We start from the raw sequence: 20,686 nt of genomic DNA, 5'->3' as shown, positions 1-20,686 counted from the left end.
GGTCAACCTTCGAAGGTTTCCCCGACATGAGCATCAGCTTCGACAAAGCGCTCGGCATCCACGAAAAGGCACTGAGCTTCCGCGCTCAGCGCGCCGAAGTGCTGGCCAACAACATCGCCAACGCCGACACGCCCAACTACAAGGCACGTGACATGGACTTCTCGTCGGTGCTCGCCGCCGAGGCGGACAAGCAGCAGAAGGGTCGTATCACCCTTGAGCGCACCGACAGCCGGCACATCGAGGCCGAAGGCCTGGCCATGGCTGACGACAGCCTCAAGTACCGTACCCCGACTCAGCCATCGATTGACCAGAACACTGTGGACGCGCAGATCGAGCAATCGAACTACGCCGAGAACGCCATCAATTTCCAGGCCAGCTTCACCTTGCTCAACAGTAAATTCAAAGGGCTGGTGTCGGCCCTGCGCGGAGAGTAATTCATGTCCCTTTCCAGTGTTTTCAATATCGCCGGTAGCGGCATGAGCGCGCAGAACACCCGCCTCAACACCGTCGCCTCCAACATCGCCAACGCCGAGACCGTCTCGTCGAGCATCGATCAGACCTACCGTGCCCGCCACCCGGTATTCGCCACCACCTTCCAGAACGCGCAAAACGGCACGGGCCAGTCGCTGTTCGAGGATCAGGGTGAGGCTGGGCAGGGTGTTCAGGTGAGCGGCATCGTCGAGGACCAGAGCAACCTGGAGGCTCGCTACGAGCCTAACCACCCGGCGGCGAACAAGGACGGCTATGTCTATTACCCGAATGTCAACGTGGTCGAGGAGATGGCCGACATGATCTCCGCCAGCCGTTCGTTCCAGACCAATGCCGAGCTGATGAACACCGCCAAGACCATGATGCAGAAAGTGCTGACCCTGGGTCAGTAATAAGGAACCCAGACCATGGCTATCGATACCAGCACCACGGGTGTGAATCTCAACGACGTGCTCGCGGCATCCGGCGTCAGCTCCGGCACCAGCAAGAGCGCGCTCAGCGGAACGACCACCAAGACCACCGGTAACGACACCCTCGGCAAGGACGCGTTCCTGCAGCTGCTGGTGACTCAGATGCAGCACCAGAACCCGCTGGACCCGCAGGACAACGGTGAGTTTGTTGCCCAGCTGGCACAGTTCAGCAGCTTGGAAGGCATCACCTCGCTGAATGAATCGGTTTCCGCCATTACCAGCGCCATGGCCTCGTCGCAGGCCCTGCAAGCCTCCTCGCTGGTTGGTCGCTCGGTGATCGTGCAGAACGACAAGGCGGTCGTCGACACCGCCGAGAGCTTCAATGCCCAGTTCGTTGTGCCGCAGGCGATCAGCGAAGCGAAGATCACCATCACCGACAAGGACGGCAAGACCGTCAAGACCATCGAGTTGGGCGAGCAGAAAGCCGGTTACGCCGATTTCATCTGGGACGGCACCAACAGCAGTGGCGAGAAGGTCGATCCGGGCACCTACACCTTCACTGCCACCACCACGGTGGATGGTCAGTCGGTGCAGATGAACACCCTGCTGCCCGCCAAGGTCACCAGCGTCAGCTTCAACACCACTGGCGAGATGGTCCTGAACCTGGCTGGGGTTGGCAAGGTTTCGCTGTCCGACATCCAAACCATCGGTATCTAAGGCCGACAGAACGGCAAAAAGGAGCAACAGCATGTCTTTCAATATCGGTCTTAGCGGTCTGTACGCGGCCAACAAGCAACTGGATGTCACCGGTAACAACATCGCCAACGTCAATACCACCGGCTTCAAGTCGTCGCGCGCCGAATTCGCCGACGTGTACGCTGGCGCCAACCGCCTGGGCGTGGGCAAGAACCAGGTCGGCAACGGCGTGCGCCTGGCGGCGATCTCCCAGCAGTTCACCCAGGGCGATGTGAACAACACCGGCAACGTGTTGGACATGGGCATCCAGGGGACTGGCTACTTCATCCTGTCCGACAACGGCTCGATGGTGTACACCCGTGCGGGTGCTTTCCAGAGCAACAAGGACAACTATGTGGTTACCTCGGACGGCCTGCGCCTACAAGGCTATGCCGCCGATGCCAATGGCAACATCAAGAAGGGCATCCTGACTGATCTGAGGATCGACACCTCGGCGCTGGCGCCGAAGGCGACCTCGCTGATCGACCAGGGCATCAACCTGAACTCCGAAGCCGACGATATCCCACTGCCGACCGCCACGCCGCCGGGGCCTGGCGAAATCGCCTTCGACCCGTCCGATGACACCACGTACACCAAGTCGTTCGCCACCAAGGTGTATGACACCCAAGGTAACGAACACACCATGGAGCAGTTCTATCGCAAGACCGATCAGAACGAGTGGACCATGTATACCCTGATCGACGGTCGCAATCCGATGGATCCTTCCAGTACCTCGCCACTGATCGGCACCATTTCGTTCAATGAAGATGGCACCGTGAAAGCGATGGACGCCGACGCCACCAGTATCCCGGTCGGCGCGCCGGCCACTGCCGAGTGGGCTGTGACCAACAATACCTTCAGCCTCAAGGGTTGGATTCCGGCGACTCAGGATTCCTCGGGTAACTGGGTGTCCAACGGTTCGGCCGAGAACACCGCTGGCATGCGCCTGTCGATGAACAGCACCACCTCCTACAACACCGAGACCGCGCGCTCGTCGCAGTCCCAGGACGGCTACGCCACCGGTATTCTGTCGAGCCTGTCGATCGACTCCACCGGCGTGATGTTCGCCAGCTTCAGTAACCAGCAGTCCCGCGCCATCGGTCAGATCGCCCTGGCGAGCTTTGCCAACGACCAGGGGTTGCAGCAGATCGGTGGTACTCGCTGGACCGAGACCTTCTCTTCGGGTATTCCGGGCATCGACTCGCCGAAGACTGGCATTCTGGGTAGCGTCGAGTCCAACTCGCTGGAAGCCTCGAACGTCAACCTGACCCAGGAGTTGGTCGAGCTGATCAAGGCGCAGAGCAACTACCAGGCCAACGCCAAGACCATCTCTACTGAAAGCACCATCATGCAGACCATCATCCAGATGACCTGATACGGCCTGACTGAGCGTGTTCGGCGAACCCCTTTGCGTGCGAAGGGGTTCGTCGTTTTTGCAGGAGGGATCATGAACAAGTTGCTTGTGGCGTTGCTAGTCGCGTTCTGCCTGTGTCAGGCCCAGGCCGGCACTGCACCCTGGTGGCGCTGGGAAAGCCAGGCCGACGGGCGCCTGGTGTGTTCGCAATGGTCGCCGGGGGAGGGCTGGAAGAAGTTCGCCGGGCCCTACACCAATGCGGGGTGTCGCGAGCCTTGATGTTGTGTTGCCACCCACCGGCAATTCCGCGCCGGTTATCCGACGGCGCGCCCGCTGATCGGTCCTGCAAAAGCCCGATTCCACGGGCTTTTTCGTGTTTTTCAAAAGTTGGTTCGGAACTTGCTTTGTAGCCTGTACAGCAACGGCGAGCGGCAAACGATCGCCAGTGCAGCGGAGGATGACTGTGGACAAGATGCTTTACGTGGCCATGACCGGCGCCAGCCAGAACGCGCTGGCGCAAAAGGCCCACGCCAACAACCTGGCGAACATTTCCACCAATGGTTTCCAGAAAGACCTCGAACAGGCGCGCTCGATGCCGGTGTTCGGCGACAGCTTTCCGTCGCGCGCCTACGCCATGACCGAGCGTCCGGCCACCGATTTCAGTGAAGGCCCGCTGGTCGAAACCGGGCGTGACCTGGATGTGGCGGTGTCCGGCAAGGGGTTCATTGCCGTGCAGGCGCCCGACGGCAGCGAAGCCTATGTGCGCACCGGCAGCCTGAACATTGACGCCCTGGGTGTGCTGCGTGCCGGCAACGGTATGCCGGTACTCGGCAATGGCGGTCCTATCGCGGTGCCGCCGGAGCAGAAGGTCGAGGTGGGGGCTGACGGCACCATCAGCATCCGCTCCATGGGCGAAGGTCCGCGGGTGATGGCTGAGGTGGACCGCATCAAGCTGGTCAATCCCGCTACCACCGCCATGACCAAGGGTCTGGACGGCATGATCCATACCAAGAGCGGGCAGCCTGCCGACATCGACCCGACTGTACGCGTGGTGTCGGGCTTCCTGGAAGGCAGCAACGTCAATGCGGTCGAGGAAATGACCTCGGTGCTGGCGCTGTCCCGTCAGTTCGAACTGCACGTGAAAATGATGAACGCAGCCAAAGAAGGCGATGAAGCCATGGCGCGTGTTTTGCAAATCGGCTAACCACACTTGAACGGGTGCCGTAAAACAGGCGCACGAGGAGAACACTGATGCTTCCGGCTCTTTGGGTCGCTAAAACCGGCCTGTCCGCCCAGGACACCAACCTGACCGTCATTTCCAACAACCTGGCCAACGTCTCGACCACCGGCTTCAAGCGTGATCGCGCCGAGTTCCAGGACCTGCTGTACCAGATCAAACGCCAGCCGGGCGCGCAGTCCACCCAGGACAGCGAGCTGCCGTCGGGCCTGCAGGTCGGTACCGGTGTGCGCATCGTCGGCACCCAGAAGAACTTCTCCGTCGGTAGCCTGCAAACCACCGAAAACCCGCTGGACCTCGCGGTCAATGGCCGTGGTTTCTTCCAGGTTTTGCAGCCCGATGGCACCGTTTCGTATACCCGTGACGGCACCTTCCACCTGAACGCTGACGGTCAGGTGGTCACCGTCAATGGCTTCCCGCTGGAGCCTGCGATCGTGGTGCCCAACAACGCCCAGACCTTCACGGTTGGCCAGGACGGCACTGTCTCGATCACCGTTGCTGGCAACGCCGCACCCCAGGTGATCGGTAACCTCCAGACCGCCGACTTCATCAACCCGGCCGGTCTGCAAGCCATTGGCGACAACCTGTTCCTGGAAACCGCTGCCAGCGGCGCGCCGCAGGTTGGCACGCCAGGCCTGAACGGCTTCGGCACCACCCTGCAACAGACCCTGGAAAACTCCAACGTCAGCACGGTGGAAGAGTTGGTCAACATGATCACCACCCAGCGTGCCTACGAGATGAACTCCAAGGTCATCTCCACCGCCGACCAGATGCTGTCGTTCGTTACCCAGCAGCTGTAAGCCCTGAGCCAGTAACACCGTGAGGTAAGTGTCATGAAGCGTCTGTTGTCCGTTTTCGCCCTTGGGGGGGCGGTGTCGTTGGCCGGTTGCGTCGCGCCGACGCCCAAGCCCAACGACCCGTACTACGCGCCGGTTCTACCGCGCACCCCGTTGCCGGCGGCGGCCAACAACGGTTCGATCTACCAGTCCGGCTTCGAGCAGAACCTGTATTCCGATCGCAAGGCGTTCCGGGTGGGTGACATCATCACCATCACCCTCAACGAGCGTACCTCCGCGAGCAAGAACGCCGGATCCCAGGTTGCCAAGGACAGCACCGCGAACCTCGGCCTGACCTCGCTGTTCGGTGCCGTGCCCAACACCAACAACCCGCTGGGCAGCGGCGACCTTACGCTGAACGCTGGCTACAGCGGCACCCGGGCCACCAAGGGTGCTAGCACCGCCTCGCAAGGTAATACCCTGACCGGTTCGATCACCGTCACCGTGGCCGAGGTGCTGCCCAACGGCATCATTGCCGTGCGCGGCGAAAAGTGGATGACCCTGAACACCGGTGAAGAGCTGGTGCGCATCGCCGGCATGATCCGTGCCGACGACATCGCCACCGACAACACCGTACCGTCCACCCGTGTGGCCGACGCGCGCATCACCTATTCGGGTACCGGTTCGTTCGCCGATGCCAGCCAACCCGGTTGGCTGGACCGCTTCTTCATCAGCCCGCTCTGGCCCTTCTGAGTACGGATGACCATGTTCAACGCTAGGCGGTTGATTGCCGCGACACTCTTGCTGACCTGCGCGTTCGGTGCCCATGCCGAGCGTCTGAAGGATATCGCCAGCATTTCCGGCGTACGTGCCAACCAGCTGATCGGCTACGGTCTGGTGGTGGGCCTGGCCGGTACGGGCGACCAGACCACCCAGACCCCGTTCACCCTGCAGACCTTCAACAACATGCTCTCGCAGTTCGGTATCAAGGTGCCGGCAGGCTCGGGCAACGTGCAGCTGAAGAACGTCGCTGCGGTCTCGGTGCATGCGGACTTGCCGGCCTTCGCCAAGCCTGGCCAGGTAGTCGATATCACCGTGTCGTCGATTGGTAACTCCAAGAGCCTGCGCGGTGGTAGCTTGCTGATGACCCCGCTCAAGGGGATCGACGGCAACGTCTATGCCATCGCTCAGGGCAACCTGGTGGTTGGCGGTTTTGATGCCGAAGGCCGTGACGGCTCGAAGATCACCGTCAACGTACCGTCGGCCGGTCGGATTCCTGGCGGCGCCACGGTCGAGCGTGCGGTGCCGAGTGGTTTCAACCAGGGCAACAGCTTGACCCTGAACCTCAACCGTCCCGATTTCACCACCGCCAAGCGTATCGTCGACAAAGTCAACGAACTGCTCGGTCCTGGCGTGGCCCAGGCCTTGGACGGCGGCTCGGTGCGCGTCAGTGCGCCGATGGATCCGAGCCAGCGGGTCGATTACCTGTCGATCCTCGAGAACCTGGAGATTGATCCCGGCCAGGCTGTGGCCAAAGTCATCATCAACTCGCGTACCGGTACCATCGTGATCGGTCAGAACGTCAAGGTATCGCCTGCGGCGGTCACCCACGGCAGCTTGACGGTGACCATCACCGAAGATCCAATCGTCAGCCAGCCAGGCCCGCTCTCCAACGGCCAGACCGCCGTGGTGCCGCGCTCGCGAATCAACGCCCAGCAAGAGGCCAAGCCGATGTTCAAATTCGGCCCTGGCACCACGTTGGATGAGATCGTCCGTGCGGTGAACCAGGTAGGCGCCGCCCCCGGCGACCTGATGGCGATCCTCGAAGCCCTGAAGCAGGCCGGTGCGTTGCAGGCCGACCTGATCGTGATCTGAGGGCGCCGCTGATGAATCCGAAAAGCCTGGTTTCCAGCCCCGCCGACAGTGGCGCCTTCACTGACCTCAATCGCCTGAACTCGCTCAAGCATGGTGACCGCGACAGCGATGCCAATGTGCGTAAGGTGGCCCAGGAGTTCGAGTCGCTGTTCGTCAGCGAGATGCTCAAGGCTTCGCGCAAGGCGTCCGACGTGCTGGCTGACGAAGACAGTCCGATGAACAGTTCGACGGTCAAGCAGTACCGTGACATGTACGACCAGCAGCTGGCGGTGAGCATGTCTCGCGAGGGCGGCGGGATCGGCCTGCAGGATGTGCTGGTGCGGCAGTTGTCGAAGAACAAGGCGGCTCCCGTCAACACCAGCCCGTTCCCGCGTATCGAAGGCAAGGCCCCGACGCTGTGGGGCGCCAAAGTGGACGAGCAGGCCAATACGACCCAGTCCACCGTGCACCGCAACGACGTGGCGGCGCTCAACTCGCGCCGTCTGGCCTTGCCAGGCAAGCTCACCGACCGCCTGCTGGCCGGTATCGTACCGTCGGCGGCCACCCCCAACACGGTGGCTTTGCCGCTGCGTGACGGCCAAACCCTGGTCGATGGCGTGGTCAAGGGCGATTGGCAGCCGGCACAGACCTTCGGCGTCGGCACCGACGGCACGCGCATTCTCGGACGGGCCGTGGCGCAACCGCCGCTGGCGCCGAAGAAAGCCTTCGCCGACAGTGACGCCTTTGTCGCCACCATGCTGCCGATGGCTGAGCAAGCCGCCAAGCGCATCGGCATCGACCCGCGTTACCTGGTGGCCCAGGCTGCCCTGGAAACCGGCTGGGGCAAGTCGGTCATGCGCAACAGCGATGGCAGCAGCAGTCACAACCTGTTCGGCATCAAGGCCACCGGCAACTGGCAAGGGGGCGAGGCGCGGGCGATCACCAGCGAATTCCGCGATGGACAGTTCGTCAAGGAAACCGCCGCGTTCCGTTCGTATGATTCGTACCAAGACAGTTTCCACGACCTGGTCAGCCTGTTGCAGAACAATTCGCGCTATCAAGAAGCGGTGAAGTCGGCCGATAAACCAGAACAGTTCGTGCGAGAGCTGCAAAAGGCCGGGTACGCAACCGACCCGAACTACGCCAGCAAGATCTCGCAGATCGCAAGACAGATGAAGTCGTACGAGAGCTACGCGTCGCTCGGTACCACCACGAAACTTTAAGGGCTTGAACCATGGCGAGTTTGCTAAACATTGGTATGTCGGGACTTGGCGCTGCGCAGTCGGGGTTGTACACCCTCGGTAGCAACATCGCTAATGCCGATGTCGAGAGCTACTCGCGCCAGCAGGTCGTGCAGAAAACCAAGGGTGGCCAACAGGTTGGCCAGGTGTTTATCGGCACCGGCACCACCTTGGCCGACGTACGCCGGGTCTATAACGCCTATCTGGAAAGCCAGCTGCGCACTACCACCTCGTTGTCTAGCGACGCTACCTCGTACCTGAACCAGATCACGCCCCTGGACACAGCCCTGTCCAGTGCCGATACCGGTATCACTGCGGCTCTGCAAAGTTTCTTCAGTGCCTTGCAGGACGCCTCGGCCAAGCCAACCGAAGACGCCTCGCGCCAGTTGCTCCTGACCAGCGCGCAATCGCTGGCCAAGCGCTTCAACACCCTGTCTTCGCAGTTGAACCAGCAGAACAGCAACATCAACAGCAACATGGCGTCGTTGGCCTCCCAGGTGAACAACCTGACTGCGACCATCGCCGACCTCAATGCGCAAATCTCCAAGGTCGGTGCCATCACCGGCCAGCCCAACGACCTGCTGGACCAACGCGACGGTGCCGTGCGTCAACTGTCGTCGCTGATCGGCGCCGACGTGGTCGAGCAAAAGAACGGCAACTACGACATCTACCTGAAGAACGGTCAGGCGCTGGTATTGGGCAACACCACCCAGACCATCGGCGTGGCCGCCAGTGCCACCGATCCGACGCGCATGAGCCTGATCCTCAACCGCGGCTCGACGCAAATGGACATCACCAACAGCACTACCGGTGGTGAACTGGGCGGCCTGATCCGCTACCGCAAGGAAACCCTGGACCCGGCGCTCAACGAGCTGGGGCGCGTGGCGCTGGTGGTGGCCGATGCCATCAACCGTCAACTGGGCCAAGGCATCGACAAGAATGGCGAGTTCGGCGCCAGTCTGTTCGCCGACATCAACAGCGCCAAGGCCATCGCCAACCGCAGTGTTGCCAAGACCGGCAACAGTGCAGGTTCCGGCAACCTCGACGTGACCATCAAAGACACCGGCAAGCTGAGCACCAGCGATTACCAGGTGACCTTCACCAGTGCTACTGGCTACACCGTGCGCAAGCTGCCCGAAGGCACCGACATGGGCAGCTACGACCTGAGTGACGACCCGGCTCCGGTGATCGACGGCTTCAGCCTGTCGCTCAATGGCGGTGGAATGAGCGCCGGTGACAGCTTCAAGATCACCCCGACCCGCAACGAAGCGGCGAGCATCAATGCGACCCTGACCGATCCCAAGCGCCTGGCTATGGCCGCGCCCCTTACCGCCGTCAGCGGTTCGGGCAACAAAGGCACTGGTTCGATCACCCAGCCGACGTTGACCTCACTGGTGGACATCTACGATGCCACCCAGAAGGCTGATTTGCAGACGGGCTTGAAGTACTCCACCCCGGTCAAGTTGGTGTTCGGCGACGACACCGCTTCGCCGCAGGCCTACACCCTGTTCGACGCCCAAGGCAACAACATCGGCAGCGGCACCATCGTGCCGGGCCAGGACAACGCCCTGCAGCTGTCGGTGCCGATGGTCGATGCCAGTGGCAACCCGATTTATGAAGCCGATGGCGTTACCCAGAAGACCTTCGGTTTCGAGATGAACGTGGCGGGTGTGCCCAAGACCGGCGATAGCTTCACCGTGTCGCTGACTGCCTCGGGCTCGGCCGACAACCGCAACGCCCAATCGGTGCTCGATCTGCAGACCAAGCCCACGGTCGAGTTGAATGCCGATGGCAAGGGCATCAGCTTCACTGACGCTTACGCAAAGCTTGTGTCCAACGTCGGCGGCAAGACGGGGCAGGCGCAGATGGACAGTGACGCCACCACCGCGCTGAAGAAGTCGGCACTGGATGCCCGCGACAACTTGTCAGGGGTGTCGGTCGATGAAGAGACCGGCAACCTGATCAAGTTCCAGCAGTACTACACCGCGTCGTCGCAGATCATCAAGGCGGCCCAGGAAACCTTCGCCACCCTGATCAACAGTCTTTAAGGAATCGTAGATCGTGAGCGTACGCATCTCTACTTCGCAGTTCTACAACACCACCAGCGCCAACTATCAGCGCAACTTCGCCAGCCTGGACAAGACCCGTCAGGAGGCCAGCGACGGTATCCGCGTGCGCACTGCCGCCGACGATCCGGTCGGTGCCGCGCGCCTGTTACAGCTTGAGCAGCAGCAGAACATGCTCAAGCAGTACAGCGACAACATCGTCCGCGTGCGTAACTCGCTGGGCTCGGCCGAAAGCACGCTGACCTCAATCGGGCATATTCTGCAGCGTGTCAACGAACTGGCGGTGAGTTCGGGTAACGCGGGCATGACCGACGACGACCGTAAATCCAACGCTGCGGAGCTGGAGGCGCTGGAGCAACAGCTGTTCTCGCTGATGAACAGCAAGGATGAGAACGGCAAGTACCTGTTCTCGGGCTCCAAGGGTGACACCCAGCCCTATGTGCGCAACGCTGACGGCACTTACACCTACCAGGGCGACCAGACCCAGCTCAAGCTGCAGGTCGGCGATGCTTTGACCCTGGCGGCCAACGAGACCGGCTACGATGCGTTCGAGCAGGCACTGAACACCAGCCGCAGCGAAACTCAACTGACCTCGCCGGCCACCGATGACGGTCGCGTTAGCCTGTCCAATGGCCAGGTGTCGGGCAGCTCGGTGTACAACGACCGCTTCCGTAGCGGCGAGCCCTACAGCATCGAGTTCACCAGCAGCACGCAGTTCAAGATCACCGATGCCAGCGGCAACGACGTGACCCTGGAAGCCACCCAGGGCGGCAAGTTCGACCCTAACGGCGACAACACCATGATCAGCTTCCGCGGGGTCGACCTGCGTCTGGCTGTCAGTTTCCAGGCGGGCGACGCCGCCGACCCGGATGCGGCCATCGCCGGCCACACCTTCAGCCTGAGCTCCAAGGCCGATCAGATCAGCGGTACCCGTAGCGCCGGCAACAGTTCTTCTGCGCAGATCACTGACGCCACCATCACCGACCAGGCGGCCTACAAGGCAGCGTTCCCGGAAGGTGCGGTGCTCAAGTTCACCAGCGCCACTGATTTCGAGCTGTACGCATCGCCCGTGACAGCCAACAGCCGTCCTGTCACCAGTGGAACTCTGAGTGGCACCACCGCCACGGCCATGGGCGTGGAGTTCGAGCTGTCCGGCGCGCCAGCGGCTGGTGATTCGTTCGGCGTCAAGGTCGATACCCACCAGACCCAGAACATCCTGGACACCATCGGCCAACTGCGCACCGCGCTGAACACGCCTATCGATGGCGACCCGGCGGCCACGCAGAAATTCAAGGCTGCGCTGGATTCGGCTATCGGCAACATCAGCAGCGCCACCAATCAGGTGTCTTCCTCCATCAGCGCCATTGGTGGTCGTGGTCAGGCACTGGACGTGCAGGCCGAAACCAACGAAGCCCTGAGCGGTGAGAATACCAAGACCCAAAGCTCGATTCGCGACAGCGATCCGGCCACCGTCATGCTGCGCCTGCAGATGCAGACCAACATGCTCCAGGCCTCGTTGCAGGCCTATGCCAAGGTGGCGAGTCTGTCGCTGGTCAACTACATCTGACCGCGCCTGACGCGTCGTCAACCATGCGCCGCCACCGTCAGGTGCGGCGCATTTTTTTTGCAAGGTCGTCATCGTGAACGAAAAGCCACTGGTCAGCATCGTCATTCCCGCCTACAACCCTCGATTCTTCGCCATGGCGCTGCAAAGCGCCCTCGGCCAGAGTTACCCCGCGCTGGAAGTGCTGGTATGCGACGACAGCGAGGGCGAGGAGATCGAAGCCATCGTCCGCGCCGTGCAGGATGATCCGCGCCTGCGCTTTGTGCGCAATTCGTCGCGCAAGGGCTTCGTCGGCAACCTGCTGCACGCGGTGGGGCTGGCCCGCGGCGAGCTGGTCAAGGTGCTGTGCGATGACGACCGCCTGTTCCCGCTGTGCGTGGAGCGCCAGGCCGAGGTGCTGCTGGCGCATGAGGAGGTCGGCCTGGTGCTGTCCCAGCGCGTGCTGTGCGACGAGAACAACTACATCCTGCCCATGCGTGTGGCCAATACCCGTTTCGCCGCCGTCGACAGCCTGTTCAAGGGCGAGGACATGCTGGCGTTGCTCGATGGCCGGCCGGTGAATTTTATCGGTAACTTCTCTGCCGCGCTGATGCGTCGCGAACAGGCCCTGGGGTTCTTGCAGGCATTGACCGGTGAAGGCATGACCTTCGTCGCACTGCTCGACCTTGCGCTGTTCGTGTGCCTGATGCGGCGCGCCAACATGGTCATGCTCAGCGAGCCCGGGCTGATCGAGCGCCTGCATCCGCAGCGCCTGAGCAAGCAAGAGGCGGTGGCCCAAGCGCAGGCCCAGGAATGGCGCTGGCTGATGCAAATGCTCGCTGCGCGCAGCGGCGAAGCCGCGCCGGCCAGCGGATGGGTACGTTATGTGCCGGTGCAGGAGGCCGCCCAGCAGCCGCGCAACTGGCAGGAACTGTGCCTGGTACGCGTCATCAGCAACTGGCAGATGCGCCTGAAAGGCCGCGTGGGCAGTGATTGCGAAAGCTACGCCGAACTCTACGAACATTGGTTGGCGGCGCGACACTTCAGCGATGTGCAGCGCCGCTTGCTGCCGCAGACCGTCGCGGCCTGGCCGCGTCAGCCACGGATCGTCCCGGTGGTGCTGGATAGCACCGGTGATACCCAGGCCCTGGCGCAGACCCTCGCTAGCCTGGAGGCGCAGCTGTACCCAGTGCATGCCTGCGTGGTGCTGGCCGAGCACGTGCCGAGCAGCGACCTCGCGCTGGTCCATCAGCCGTTGCAGCAGGACTGGTCGCGGCAGCTCAATCAGTTGTTGGTCTCGCTGCCGGAGGCTGACTGGATCTACCTGTTGCGTGCCGGTGATCAGCTGGACGAGGCCGCGCTGCTGCTGCTGGCCGAACGCGCCGCGGTGTTTCCGGGTGTGGCATGCATTTACAGCGACGAAGGCTGCTGGGTGGATGGCAAGCCTGGCGAGCCGGTTTTCAAACCTGATTTCAACCTCGACTTGCTGCGCAGCTATCCCTACGTCGGGCGGACCCTGGCATTTGCCCGCGACGCCGTTGTGGATCTTGGCGGTTTTGCCAGTCAGTTCGCCGAGCTGTCACCGCACGATCTGCTCTGGCGCCTAGTCGAGCAGCGTGGACCGCAGGCGGTGGAGCATATCGCCGAAATCCTGGTGCAATCGACCTTCAGTTTCGCCCAGTGGCTGTCGTTGCCAGTGGTCGAGGCGCAGAGCGAGCCGGTGTTGGCGGCGCACCTGGAGCGTCTTGGCGTAGCCCATCGCATCCGCCATGACGACATGCCGCTGCTCAACCGGGTTGACTACCTGCACGAGGGCAGCCCGCTGGTCTCGGTGATCGTCCCGGCGACCGCAGAGCTTGCACGCTTGCATGCCTGCGTGCAGTCGCTGATCGAACATACCCGTGGCCATTACGAAGTGTTGCTGGTGGCGGACCAGTCCCAGGATCAAGACGTCGAGACGTGGTTGCAGGCCATGGGCGAGCTGGATGCGCAGATGCTGCGCGTGGTGCGCCTGCCGGGCCAGCAGTCGCGTGAGTCGCTGCTCGATGCGGCGGCCGGCCAAGCGCGCGGCGAGTACTTGCTTTTGCTCGACGCTTCGCTGCAGGTGTTCGATGAGCATTGGCTTCAGGAGCTGTTGCAGCATGCCCGTCGCCCTGAGGTGGCGGTGGTCGGTGCCAAGCTGATCGATGTGCAGGGCCGGGTTGTCGAGGTGGGGCGCGTGCTGGGTGTTTCCAGCGTTGCAGGCCCTGCGTTCGCCGGTGAGGAGCTGCAAGCCCGAGGCTATCTGCAACGCTTGCAGGTGGTGCAGAACTGGAGCGCGGTCGGCGGCGACTGCCTGATGGTGCGTAAGGCTGTGTTCGACGAGTTGGGCGGGCTTGCCGGCCAGGCGTTGGCCCAGGGGCTGGCTGAGCTGGACCTGTGTCTGCGCGCCGGGCGCCTGGGTTATCTGGTAGTGGGCACGCCGTATGCGTTGCTGCTCAAGGCTGGCGCGACCGCGCCGGGCACGCCGCTTGACCCGGAGCAGGCGCTGGAGCAGCAGCAGGCGTTCTGCGAGCGCTGGTTGAGCAAGGTGGTGCGCGATCCGGCCTATAACCCAAGTCTTAGCTTGGCCACCGCCGACTTCAGCCTCGAACCGAGCCTACGCGGCAGCTGGAACCCGCTGTGCGCGCGGGCGCTGCCGTCCGTGCTGGGTTTGCCGGTCAACGATACCGCTGTAGGCCACTATCGGGTCAGTCAGCCGTTCCAACAATTGGAGGCAGCCGGCCGGGTGGTCGGGCGCATCGCCTACGAGTCGCCCAGCGTCGTGCAGTTGGCGCGCATGGACCCTGACGTGATCATCCTGCAACTGCGCCATGCCGATGACTCGGTGCGTGACATTGAGCGCATCGCGCGTTTCTCCAATGCCCGCCGGGTCTACGAGATTGACGACTATGTGCTCAGCGCGCCGAAGAAGAATACCCACGCCCGTAACAAGCCAGCCGATATCGAGCAGCACCTGCGCCGCGGCATTGGCCTGTGCGACCGGGTGGTGGTAACCACCCAGGCGCTGGCCAACGCCCTGGCCGACATGCATCGCGATATCCGCGTGGTGCCCAACATGCTCGCGCCGCACCTGTGGACCAACCTGCCGCCGAGCCGCCGTGGCAGCTCCAGCAAGCCGCGTGTGGGCTGGGGTGGCGGCACCAGCCACAGCGGCGACCTGGAGATCATTGCCGAGGTGGTGCGCGAGCTGGCGAACGAGGTGGAGTGGGTGTTCTTCGGCATGTGCCCGGAGGCGCTCAAGCCGTATATCCACGAGTACCACCCGGGCGTGCCGCTGCAGGCGTATCCGGCCAAGCTTGCCAGCCTCAACTTGGACCTGGCCCTGGCACCGTTGGAATTCCATATCTTCAACGACTGCAAGAGCAACCTGCGCCTGTTGGAGTACGGCGCCTGCGGCTACCCGACCATCTGCACCGATACCGAAGCCTATCGCGGCTACTTGCCGTGTACTCGGGTATACAGCAACAGCACTGAGGAATGGTTGAAGGCGATCCGCATGCACTTGAGCGACCCGGCAGCCAGCTACCGCATGGGGGATGAGTTGCGCGAGGCGGTGATGCGCGACTTCGTGCTGCGCGACGACAACCTGCGGCACTGGGAGTGGGGGTGGTTGGCGGACTGACCGTCGCTGCCAGGATTGGGGCTGCTGTGTAGCCCATCGCCAATCCTTGTCCATTGGGGGCCTGCTGCGGCCCCCTTTTCATGTCCAGTGAATCTTGGCGCAGTTCCTGCAATAACCCTGGCTATCGCCATAAATCCTTCACCCTGGGGGTCCGGGGGGCGCGAAGCACATGAGGAAAACGATGAAGGCAGTCATTCTGGCGGGTGGACTCGGCACGCGGATCAGCGAAGAGTCGCACCTCAAGCCCAAACCGATGATCGAAATCGGTGGCAAGCCAATTCTTTGGCACATCATGAAGCAGTACTCGGCCCACGGCATCCACGACTTCGTGATCTGCCTCGGTTACAAGGGCTACGCGATCAAGGATTTCTTCGCCAATTACTTCCTGCATACCTCCGATGTCACCTTCGACATGTGCAACAACCGCATGGACGTCCACCAGAACTACAGCGAGCCGTGGCGCGTGACCCTGGTAGATACCGGCGAGGAAACCATGACCGGTGGCCGCCTGCGACGTGTGTCGCGCTACCTCGAAGGCGAAGAGGCATTCTGTTTCACCTACGGCGACGGCGTCTCGGACCTGAACATCGGCGCGCTGGTGGACTTCCATCGCGGCCACGGCAAGCTGGCCACGGTCACCGCCGTGCAGCCGCCGGGGCGCTATGGCGCGTTGCAGCGTGACGGCGATCAGGTCCTGGGTTTCAGTGAAAAGCCCCGTGGTGATGGTGGGTGGATCAACGGCGGCTTCTTCGTTTTATCGCCCAGGGTAATTCCTTATATCGCCGACGATGCCACCCCATGGGAGTCCGAGCCATTGACCAACCTGGCCCGCGAGGGGCAGTTGATGTCGTTCGAGCATGACGGCTTCTGGCACCCGATGGACACCCTGCGCGACAAGAACCACCTCGAGCACCTTTGGAGCAGCGGGGAGGCACCATGGAAGCAGTGGGCCTGAACCCCGCGTTCTGGCAGGGCAAGCGCGTCCTGGTCACTGGCCATACCGGCTTCAAGGGCAGCTGGCTGGTCCTCTGGTTGCAGCGCCTGGGCGCCCAAGTGACCGGCTTTGCCCTGGACCCGGCCACCGAGCCGAACTTGTTCGAGCTGGCCCGTGCCGGAGAAGGCATCGATGATCGGCGTGGCGATGTGCGTGACCTGGGCGTGCTGCTGGAACTGATGGCCGAAGTCGAGCCTGAAATCGTCCTGCACCTGGCCGCGCAGCCGCTGGTTCGTGAAGGCTACCGCGACCCTCTGGGCACATATTCGACCAACGTCATGGGCACCCTCAACCTGCTGGAGGCCATGCGTCAGGTAGGTGGCGTGCGCGCCTGTGTGGTGGTCACGACCGACAAGGTCTATGCCAACCAGGAGTGGTCCTGGCCATACCGTGAGAATGAAGCCTTGGGCGGGCACGATCCCTACAGCAGCAGCAAAGCCTGCTGCGAGATCCTGACGCAGTCCTACAGCGCGTCGTTCTTCCCCCCCGAGCGCCACGCCGAGCACGGCCTGAGCCTGGCCACGGCGCGTGCCGGCAACGTGCTGGGCGGCGGCGATTTCTCTCCCGAGCGACTGATCCCCGATGTGCTGAAGGCCTGGAGCGAGGGCGAGCAAGTGACTCTGCGCATGCCCCACGCTGTTCGCCCTTGGCAGCATGCGCTGGAGCCGCTGGCCGGCTACCTGCAACTGGCCGCCGCGCTTTACGAGCATGGCCAGCGCTTTGCCGGGGCGTGGAACTTCGGGCCGAGCGATGAGGACATGTGCAGCGTTGGCGATGTGGTCGAGTTGATGGCCGCGCAGTGGCCGCAGGCGCCGGGCATCGTCGTGCAGCAGAGCGACATGCATGAGGCCGGTCTGTTGCGTCTGGACAGCTCCCGGGCCCGGAAACTGTTGGCCTGGCGCCCGCGTTGGTCGTTGCACGAATGCCTCGGCCAGACCCTGGGATGGCATCTTGCTTGGCGCAAGGGCGTGGACATGCGCGCGGTCAGCCTGACTCAGCTTAGCCAATACGAGGAGTCGCTATGAGCCAGTACCTTGAGCGGCCACGGCCCTGTGTAAGGAATCTCAATGAATGATTTTGATGTGCACGCGCTCCCTCTGGAGGGGCTGTGTCTGATTCAGCAGAAAGTCTTTACCGATCATCGCGGGCGCTTTGCCCGGTTGTTCTGCCAATCGCGCCTACAGGTGCAAGGCAAGCGCTTTGACATTCGCCAGATCAACCACTCACATACGCTCGGCAAAGGCAGTGTGCGCGGCCTGCATTTTCAGTATGCCCCGCATGCCGAAAGCAAACTGATTACCTGCCTTGCCGGCGCGATCTGGGATGTGGCGGTTGACCTGCGGATCGACTCGCCCACGTATCTGCAGTGGCATGCCGAAGAGCTGGTGGCCGGCGATGGCCGCAGCCTGTTGATCCCAGCCGGGTTCGCGCACGGTTTTCAGGTGTTGAGCGAAGAGGCGACCATTCTCTATTGCTCCGATGCCGACTACAGCCCTGCCCACGAATCGGGTATTGGGCCGGAGGATACAGCGCTGGCCATCGCTTGGCCGCTGCCAGTGACCAATCTGTCTGCCCGGGATGCCGCACATCCGCCGATTGACGCAGGTTTTAGCGGGGTGCGCTTGTGAGTTGCCTGCCGGCCAAGGTGCTGGTGACCGGTGCCACGGGGTTCGTTGGCCAACATTTGGTGGCTGCGCTGTTGGCCGCTGGCGTGCAGGTGCGTGCGGTTGCCCGTTCGTCCGAGCGCGCGCGCGTGCTGCCCTGGTTCGACCAGGTGGAGTTCGTAGCGGCGGATATCCACGATCAAGCCCTGGACGTGCAGGCTTTGACCGATAGCGTCGACGCGCTCGCCCACCTGGCGTGGTCAGGGCTGCCGAACTATCAGCAGGCCTTTCATTACGAGGTCAACCTGCCGGCGGACTTACAGTTCATCAAGCGCGTGGTCGCCGCCGGGGTGGGGCAGGTGATGGTTACCGGGACCTGCTTCGAATATGGTCTGCGCAATGGACCGCAGAGTGAAACCGATGCTGCTCAGCCGGCTACTGCCTATGGGCTGGCGAAGAATGCCTTGCGTCTGTTCCTTGAGCACATGCGTCAACAAACACCTTTCACGCTGCAGTGGGTGCGGCTGTTCTACCTGTATGGCCCTGGGCAAGCGGCCAATAGCCTGCTGGCTAGCCTAGACCGGGCAATCGACCAAGGGCATGCGCAGTTCCCCATGTCTGCCGGGGAGCAGTTGCGTGACTACCTGCCCATCGAGCAGGTTGCCGCGCATCTACTGGCCATCCTTGGCAGGCGCGAATTTTCCGGTGTGGTCAATTGTTGCAGCGGCGAGCCGATATCGGTTCGGTCGCTGGTCGAACAGCACCTCGCACGGCGCAACAGCCGCATGGCGCTGCAGCTAGGTCATTACCCGTATTCTGCCCACGAACCGATGGCGTTCTGGGGCGATCCGCAGCGGCTGCAGCAACTGACAGGAGAGCAGCATGGCGCGTGAACTGTATCGGGCCGCGGGGCTGCCGGTCTTGCAGAACCGCACATTCGCAACCGCCCAGCAGGCCCGCGCGTGTGGCGCGGCGGACGTGCTGCTGGTGCAGGATGAGGTCAGTGGCCTGGTGTTCAACCAGGTCTTCGATCCCAGCAAGCTGGTGTACGACGCCGACTACCAGAACGAGCAGGCCCATTCGCCGCACTTTCAGCGTCATCTGGAGGCTGTCGAAGGCATTCTGGCCCGTCACTTCAGAGGCGCGAGTCTGGTGGAGGTTGGCTGCGGCAAGGGTTATTTCCTGCAGATGTTGCGTGAGCGCGGCTATGCCGTGAAAGGCGTTGATCCGTCCTATGAAGGGCAGAGCGATGATGTGGTCTGCGCACCCTTTACTCGCGAGCTGGGTATCCAGGCCGACGGTGTGATTCTGCGCCACGTGCTCGAACACATTCAGGACCCCTGTGCATTTCTTGGCGAAATCGCCGAGGCCAATGAGGGTGGGTTGATCTACATCGAGGTGCCGTGTTTCGACTGGATCATTGAGCGCTGCGCCTGGTTCGATGTGTTCTACGAGCACGTCAACTATTTCCGCCTGGACGACTTTACCCGCATGTTCGGCCGCGTTGTCGAGAGCGGACATCTGTTTGGCGGTCAGTACCTGTATGTCGTTGCTGACCTTGCGAGCCTGCGGGCGCCGCGTCAGGCATTCGCCCCGCTGTCGCTGCCAACGGCCTTCAAGGCCGGCGCCGACATTGCCGCGCGTGCCCTGTTGGCCCAGCCTGAGCGGCGTGTCGCCCTTTGGGGGGCGTCTTCCAAGGGCGTGATCTACTCGCTGTTCCTGCTGCGTGCTGGTGTGCCCATCGATTGCGTGGTCGATATCAACCCAGACAAACAAGGTCGTTTTCTTCCGCTGAGCGGGCAGTTGGTGTCATCGCCTGAGCAGCTACTCCAGACACTGCCTGCCGGGGCGCTGATCCTGGTAATGAACTCCAACTATCTGGACGAAATTCGTCATATGACCGGTGGCCGGTATACCTATCTGGCCGTAGATGGCGTCACGGCCTCCTGAACTTCAAGGAATTTCACATGCAAGACAATCATCCCAACGCCATATTCGCCCGTGAGTGCGAGGCCGAAATCAGCGCTCAGGCAGCGGATCAGAAAGTCAAGGGCCTGGCTCGCGATTTCTTCAACGAGTCGGCCAGGCACAAGTACAGCTACCACTTCTCGTGGATGGGGCGGCCGATCATCCAACTGCCCCAGGACATGATCGCCATGCAGGAGCTGGTGTGGCGCATCAAGCCGGACCTGATCATCGAATGCGGTATCGCCCACGGCGGCTCGATCATCTACTACGCGTCGCTGCTGCAGTTGGTGGGTCATGGTCAGGTGCTGGGCATCGACGTCGACATCCGACCGCACAACCGCCAGGCCATCGAAGAGCACCCCATGGCCCACCGTATCAGCATGTTGGAAGGCTCCAGCGTCGCGCCGGAAATGGTTGCCGAGGTGGCACGCATCGCTGCGGGTAAAAAAGTCATCGTGGTGCTGGACTCCAACCACACCCATGATCATGTCTTGCAGGAGCTGCGTGCCTATGCGCCGCTGGTGTCGGTCGACAGTTACTGCGTGGTGATGGATACCGTGGTCGAAGACATGCCGGCCGACTTCTTCCCGGATCGCCCATGGGGCCATGGCGACAATCCGAAAACCGCCGTGTGGCAGTACCTGAAAGAAAACGGTGACTTTGAAATCGATCGCCCGCTGCAGGACAAGCTTTTGCTGACCGTCGCGCCGGATGGCTATCTGCGCCGAGTGCGCTGATCAATATCGTGGAT

19 protein-coding genes are annotated in these 20,686 nt (G+C 62.3%); all 19 read left to right on the top strand.

Annotated features, from left to right (window positions below):
* Nucleotides 1-26 precede the first annotated feature (26 nt).
* The 19 genes from flgB (at nt 27) to ACNFIC_RS19500 (ending at nt 20,672) form a co-directional block, all read left to right on the top strand.
* Nucleotides 27-434: a flagellar basal body rod protein FlgB gene (gene flgB / locus ACNFIC_RS19590; RefSeq protein ID WP_138218223.1), complete on the top strand. Its 408-nt coding sequence runs from the start codon at nt 27-29 to the stop codon at nt 432-434.
* Nucleotides 435-437: 3 nt separating this feature from the next.
* Nucleotides 438-881, top strand: coding sequence for a flagellar basal body rod protein FlgC (gene flgC / locus ACNFIC_RS19585; RefSeq protein ID WP_138218222.1), 444 nt, complete (start codon nt 438-440; stop codon nt 879-881).
* A 15-nt stretch (nt 882-896) separates the two neighbouring features.
* A complete protein-coding gene (gene flgD / locus ACNFIC_RS19580) occupies nt 897-1,616 on the top strand; it encodes a flagellar hook assembly protein FlgD (protein WP_138218221.1) in 720 nt (239 codons plus the stop codon).
* A gap of 31 nt (nt 1,617-1,647) precedes the next feature.
* Nucleotides 1,648-3,009 carry a flagellar hook protein FlgE gene (gene flgE, locus ACNFIC_RS19575; RefSeq protein WP_138218220.1) on the top strand — a complete coding sequence of 454 codons (1,362 nt, stop codon included), beginning with the start codon at nt 1,648-1,650 and terminating at the stop codon, nt 3,007-3,009.
* Nucleotides 3,010-3,081: 72 nt separating this feature from the next.
* Entirely contained in the window at nt 3,082-3,267 is a 186-nt protein-coding gene (locus tag ACNFIC_RS19570; protein WP_138218219.1) for a hypothetical protein, read from the top strand.
* Nucleotides 3,268-3,451: 184 nt separating this feature from the next.
* Nucleotides 3,452-4,192, top strand: coding sequence for a flagellar basal body rod protein FlgF (locus tag ACNFIC_RS19565; RefSeq protein WP_138218218.1), 741 nt, complete (start codon nt 3,452-3,454; stop codon nt 4,190-4,192).
* 47 nt (nt 4,193-4,239) lie between these two features.
* Nucleotides 4,240-5,025, top strand: coding sequence for a flagellar basal-body rod protein FlgG (flgG, locus tag ACNFIC_RS19560; RefSeq protein ID WP_138218217.1), 786 nt, complete (start codon nt 4,240-4,242; stop codon nt 5,023-5,025).
* Between the two features lie 33 nt (nt 5,026-5,058).
* Nucleotides 5,059-5,754 carry a flagellar basal body L-ring protein FlgH gene (gene flgH / locus ACNFIC_RS19555; protein ID WP_138218216.1) on the top strand — a complete coding sequence of 232 codons (696 nt, stop codon included), beginning with the start codon at nt 5,059-5,061 and terminating at the stop codon, nt 5,752-5,754.
* A 12-nt stretch (nt 5,755-5,766) separates the two neighbouring features.
* Entirely contained in the window at nt 5,767-6,876 is a 1,110-nt protein-coding gene (locus ACNFIC_RS19550) for a flagellar basal body P-ring protein FlgI (RefSeq protein WP_138219101.1), read from the top strand.
* 11 nt (nt 6,877-6,887) lie between these two features.
* Entirely contained in the window at nt 6,888-8,078 is a 1,191-nt protein-coding gene (flgJ, locus tag ACNFIC_RS19545; protein WP_416781663.1) for a flagellar assembly peptidoglycan hydrolase FlgJ, read from the top strand.
* Nucleotides 8,079-8,089: 11 nt separating this feature from the next.
* Nucleotides 8,090-10,144 (top strand): flagellar hook-associated protein FlgK, encoded by a 2,055-nt coding sequence (flgK, locus tag ACNFIC_RS19540; protein ID WP_416781662.1) that lies wholly within the window; start codon nt 8,090-8,092, stop codon nt 10,142-10,144.
* Between the two features lie 13 nt (nt 10,145-10,157).
* Nucleotides 10,158-11,729, top strand: a complete 1,572-nt coding sequence (locus ACNFIC_RS19535; protein WP_416781661.1) for a flagellar hook-associated protein 3 — start codon at nt 10,158-10,160, stop codon at nt 11,727-11,729.
* 73 nt (nt 11,730-11,802) lie between these two features.
* Nucleotides 11,803-15,369, top strand: a complete 3,567-nt coding sequence (locus ACNFIC_RS19530; RefSeq protein ID WP_416781660.1) for a glycosyltransferase — start codon at nt 11,803-11,805, stop codon at nt 15,367-15,369.
* 181 nt (nt 15,370-15,550) lie between these two features.
* The gene (gene rfbF / locus ACNFIC_RS19525) at nt 15,551-16,324 is read left to right on the top strand and encodes a glucose-1-phosphate cytidylyltransferase (RefSeq protein WP_416781659.1); all 774 of its coding nucleotides are present in this window, start codon (nt 15,551-15,553) and stop codon (nt 16,322-16,324) included.
* Complete coding sequence (gene rfbG, locus ACNFIC_RS19520) at nt 16,306-17,388, top strand: CDP-glucose 4,6-dehydratase (RefSeq protein WP_138218210.1); 1,083 nt, start codon at nt 16,306-16,308, stop codon at nt 17,386-17,388. The genes rfbF and rfbG overlap by 19 nt, the downstream gene beginning before the upstream one ends.
* A 42-nt stretch (nt 17,389-17,430) precedes the next feature.
* Complete coding sequence (locus ACNFIC_RS19515) at nt 17,431-17,991, top strand: dTDP-4-dehydrorhamnose 3,5-epimerase family protein (protein ID WP_416781658.1); 561 nt, start codon at nt 17,431-17,433, stop codon at nt 17,989-17,991.
* On the top strand, nt 17,988-18,860 hold the full coding sequence (locus tag ACNFIC_RS19510) for an NAD-dependent epimerase/dehydratase family protein (RefSeq protein ID WP_416781657.1): 873 nt from the start codon (nt 17,988-17,990) through the stop codon (nt 18,858-18,860). Before ACNFIC_RS19515 ends, ACNFIC_RS19510 begins: the two co-directional genes overlap by 4 nt.
* Nucleotides 18,850-19,917 (top strand): class I SAM-dependent methyltransferase, encoded by a 1,068-nt coding sequence (locus ACNFIC_RS19505; protein WP_416781656.1) that lies wholly within the window; start codon nt 18,850-18,852, stop codon nt 19,915-19,917. Before ACNFIC_RS19510 ends, ACNFIC_RS19505 begins: the two co-directional genes overlap by 11 nt.
* A 17-nt stretch (nt 19,918-19,934) precedes the next feature.
* Nucleotides 19,935-20,672, top strand: a complete 738-nt coding sequence (locus ACNFIC_RS19500) for a cephalosporin hydroxylase family protein (RefSeq protein ID WP_416781655.1) — start codon at nt 19,935-19,937, stop codon at nt 20,670-20,672.
* Nucleotides 20,673-20,686: the final 14 nt, after the last annotated feature.

The organism is Pseudomonas sp. NY15463, assembly GCF_048068415.1.
GTDB lineage: Bacteria > Pseudomonadota > Gammaproteobacteria > Pseudomonadales > Pseudomonadaceae > Aquipseudomonas > Aquipseudomonas mosselii_C.
The sequence above is the reverse complement of the archived record's forward strand: the minus strand, read 5'-3'. Positions and strand labels throughout refer to the sequence as shown.

Bases quoted from the DNA above. Each gene is read 5' to 3' on its own strand.
- ACNFIC_RS19505 (WP_416781656.1), top strand. From the start codon at position 18,850: ATGGCGCGTGAACTGTATCGGGCCGCGGGGCTGCCGGTCTTGCAGAAC.
- flgH (WP_138218216.1), top strand. From the start codon at position 5,059: ATGAAGCGTCTGTTGTCCGTTTTCGCCCTTGGGGGGGCGGTGTCGTTG.
- ACNFIC_RS19515 (WP_416781658.1), top strand. From the start codon at position 17,431: ATGAATGATTTTGATGTGCACGCGCTCCCTCTGGAGGGGCTGTGTCTG.
- rfbG (WP_138218210.1), top strand. From the start codon at position 16,306: ATGGAAGCAGTGGGCCTGAACCCCGCGTTCTGGCAGGGCAAGCGCGTC.
- flgE (WP_138218220.1), top strand. From the start codon at position 1,648: ATGTCTTTCAATATCGGTCTTAGCGGTCTGTACGCGGCCAACAAGCAA.
- rfbF (WP_416781659.1), top strand. From the start codon at position 15,551: ATGAAGGCAGTCATTCTGGCGGGTGGACTCGGCACGCGGATCAGCGAA.
- flgB (WP_138218223.1), top strand. From the start codon at position 27: ATGAGCATCAGCTTCGACAAAGCGCTCGGCATCCACGAAAAGGCACTG.
- flgG (WP_138218217.1), top strand. From the start codon at position 4,240: ATGCTTCCGGCTCTTTGGGTCGCTAAAACCGGCCTGTCCGCCCAGGAC.
- ACNFIC_RS19550 (WP_138219101.1), top strand. From the start codon at position 5,767: ATGTTCAACGCTAGGCGGTTGATTGCCGCGACACTCTTGCTGACCTGC.
- ACNFIC_RS19570 (WP_138218219.1), top strand. From the start codon at position 3,082: ATGAACAAGTTGCTTGTGGCGTTGCTAGTCGCGTTCTGCCTGTGTCAG.
- flgJ (WP_416781663.1), top strand. From the start codon at position 6,888: ATGAATCCGAAAAGCCTGGTTTCCAGCCCCGCCGACAGTGGCGCCTTC.
- ACNFIC_RS19500 (WP_416781655.1), top strand. From the start codon at position 19,935: ATGCAAGACAATCATCCCAACGCCATATTCGCCCGTGAGTGCGAGGCC.
- flgK (WP_416781662.1), top strand. From the start codon at position 8,090: ATGGCGAGTTTGCTAAACATTGGTATGTCGGGACTTGGCGCTGCGCAG.
- flgC (WP_138218222.1), top strand. From the start codon at position 438: ATGTCCCTTTCCAGTGTTTTCAATATCGCCGGTAGCGGCATGAGCGCG.
- flgD (WP_138218221.1), top strand. From the start codon at position 897: ATGGCTATCGATACCAGCACCACGGGTGTGAATCTCAACGACGTGCTC.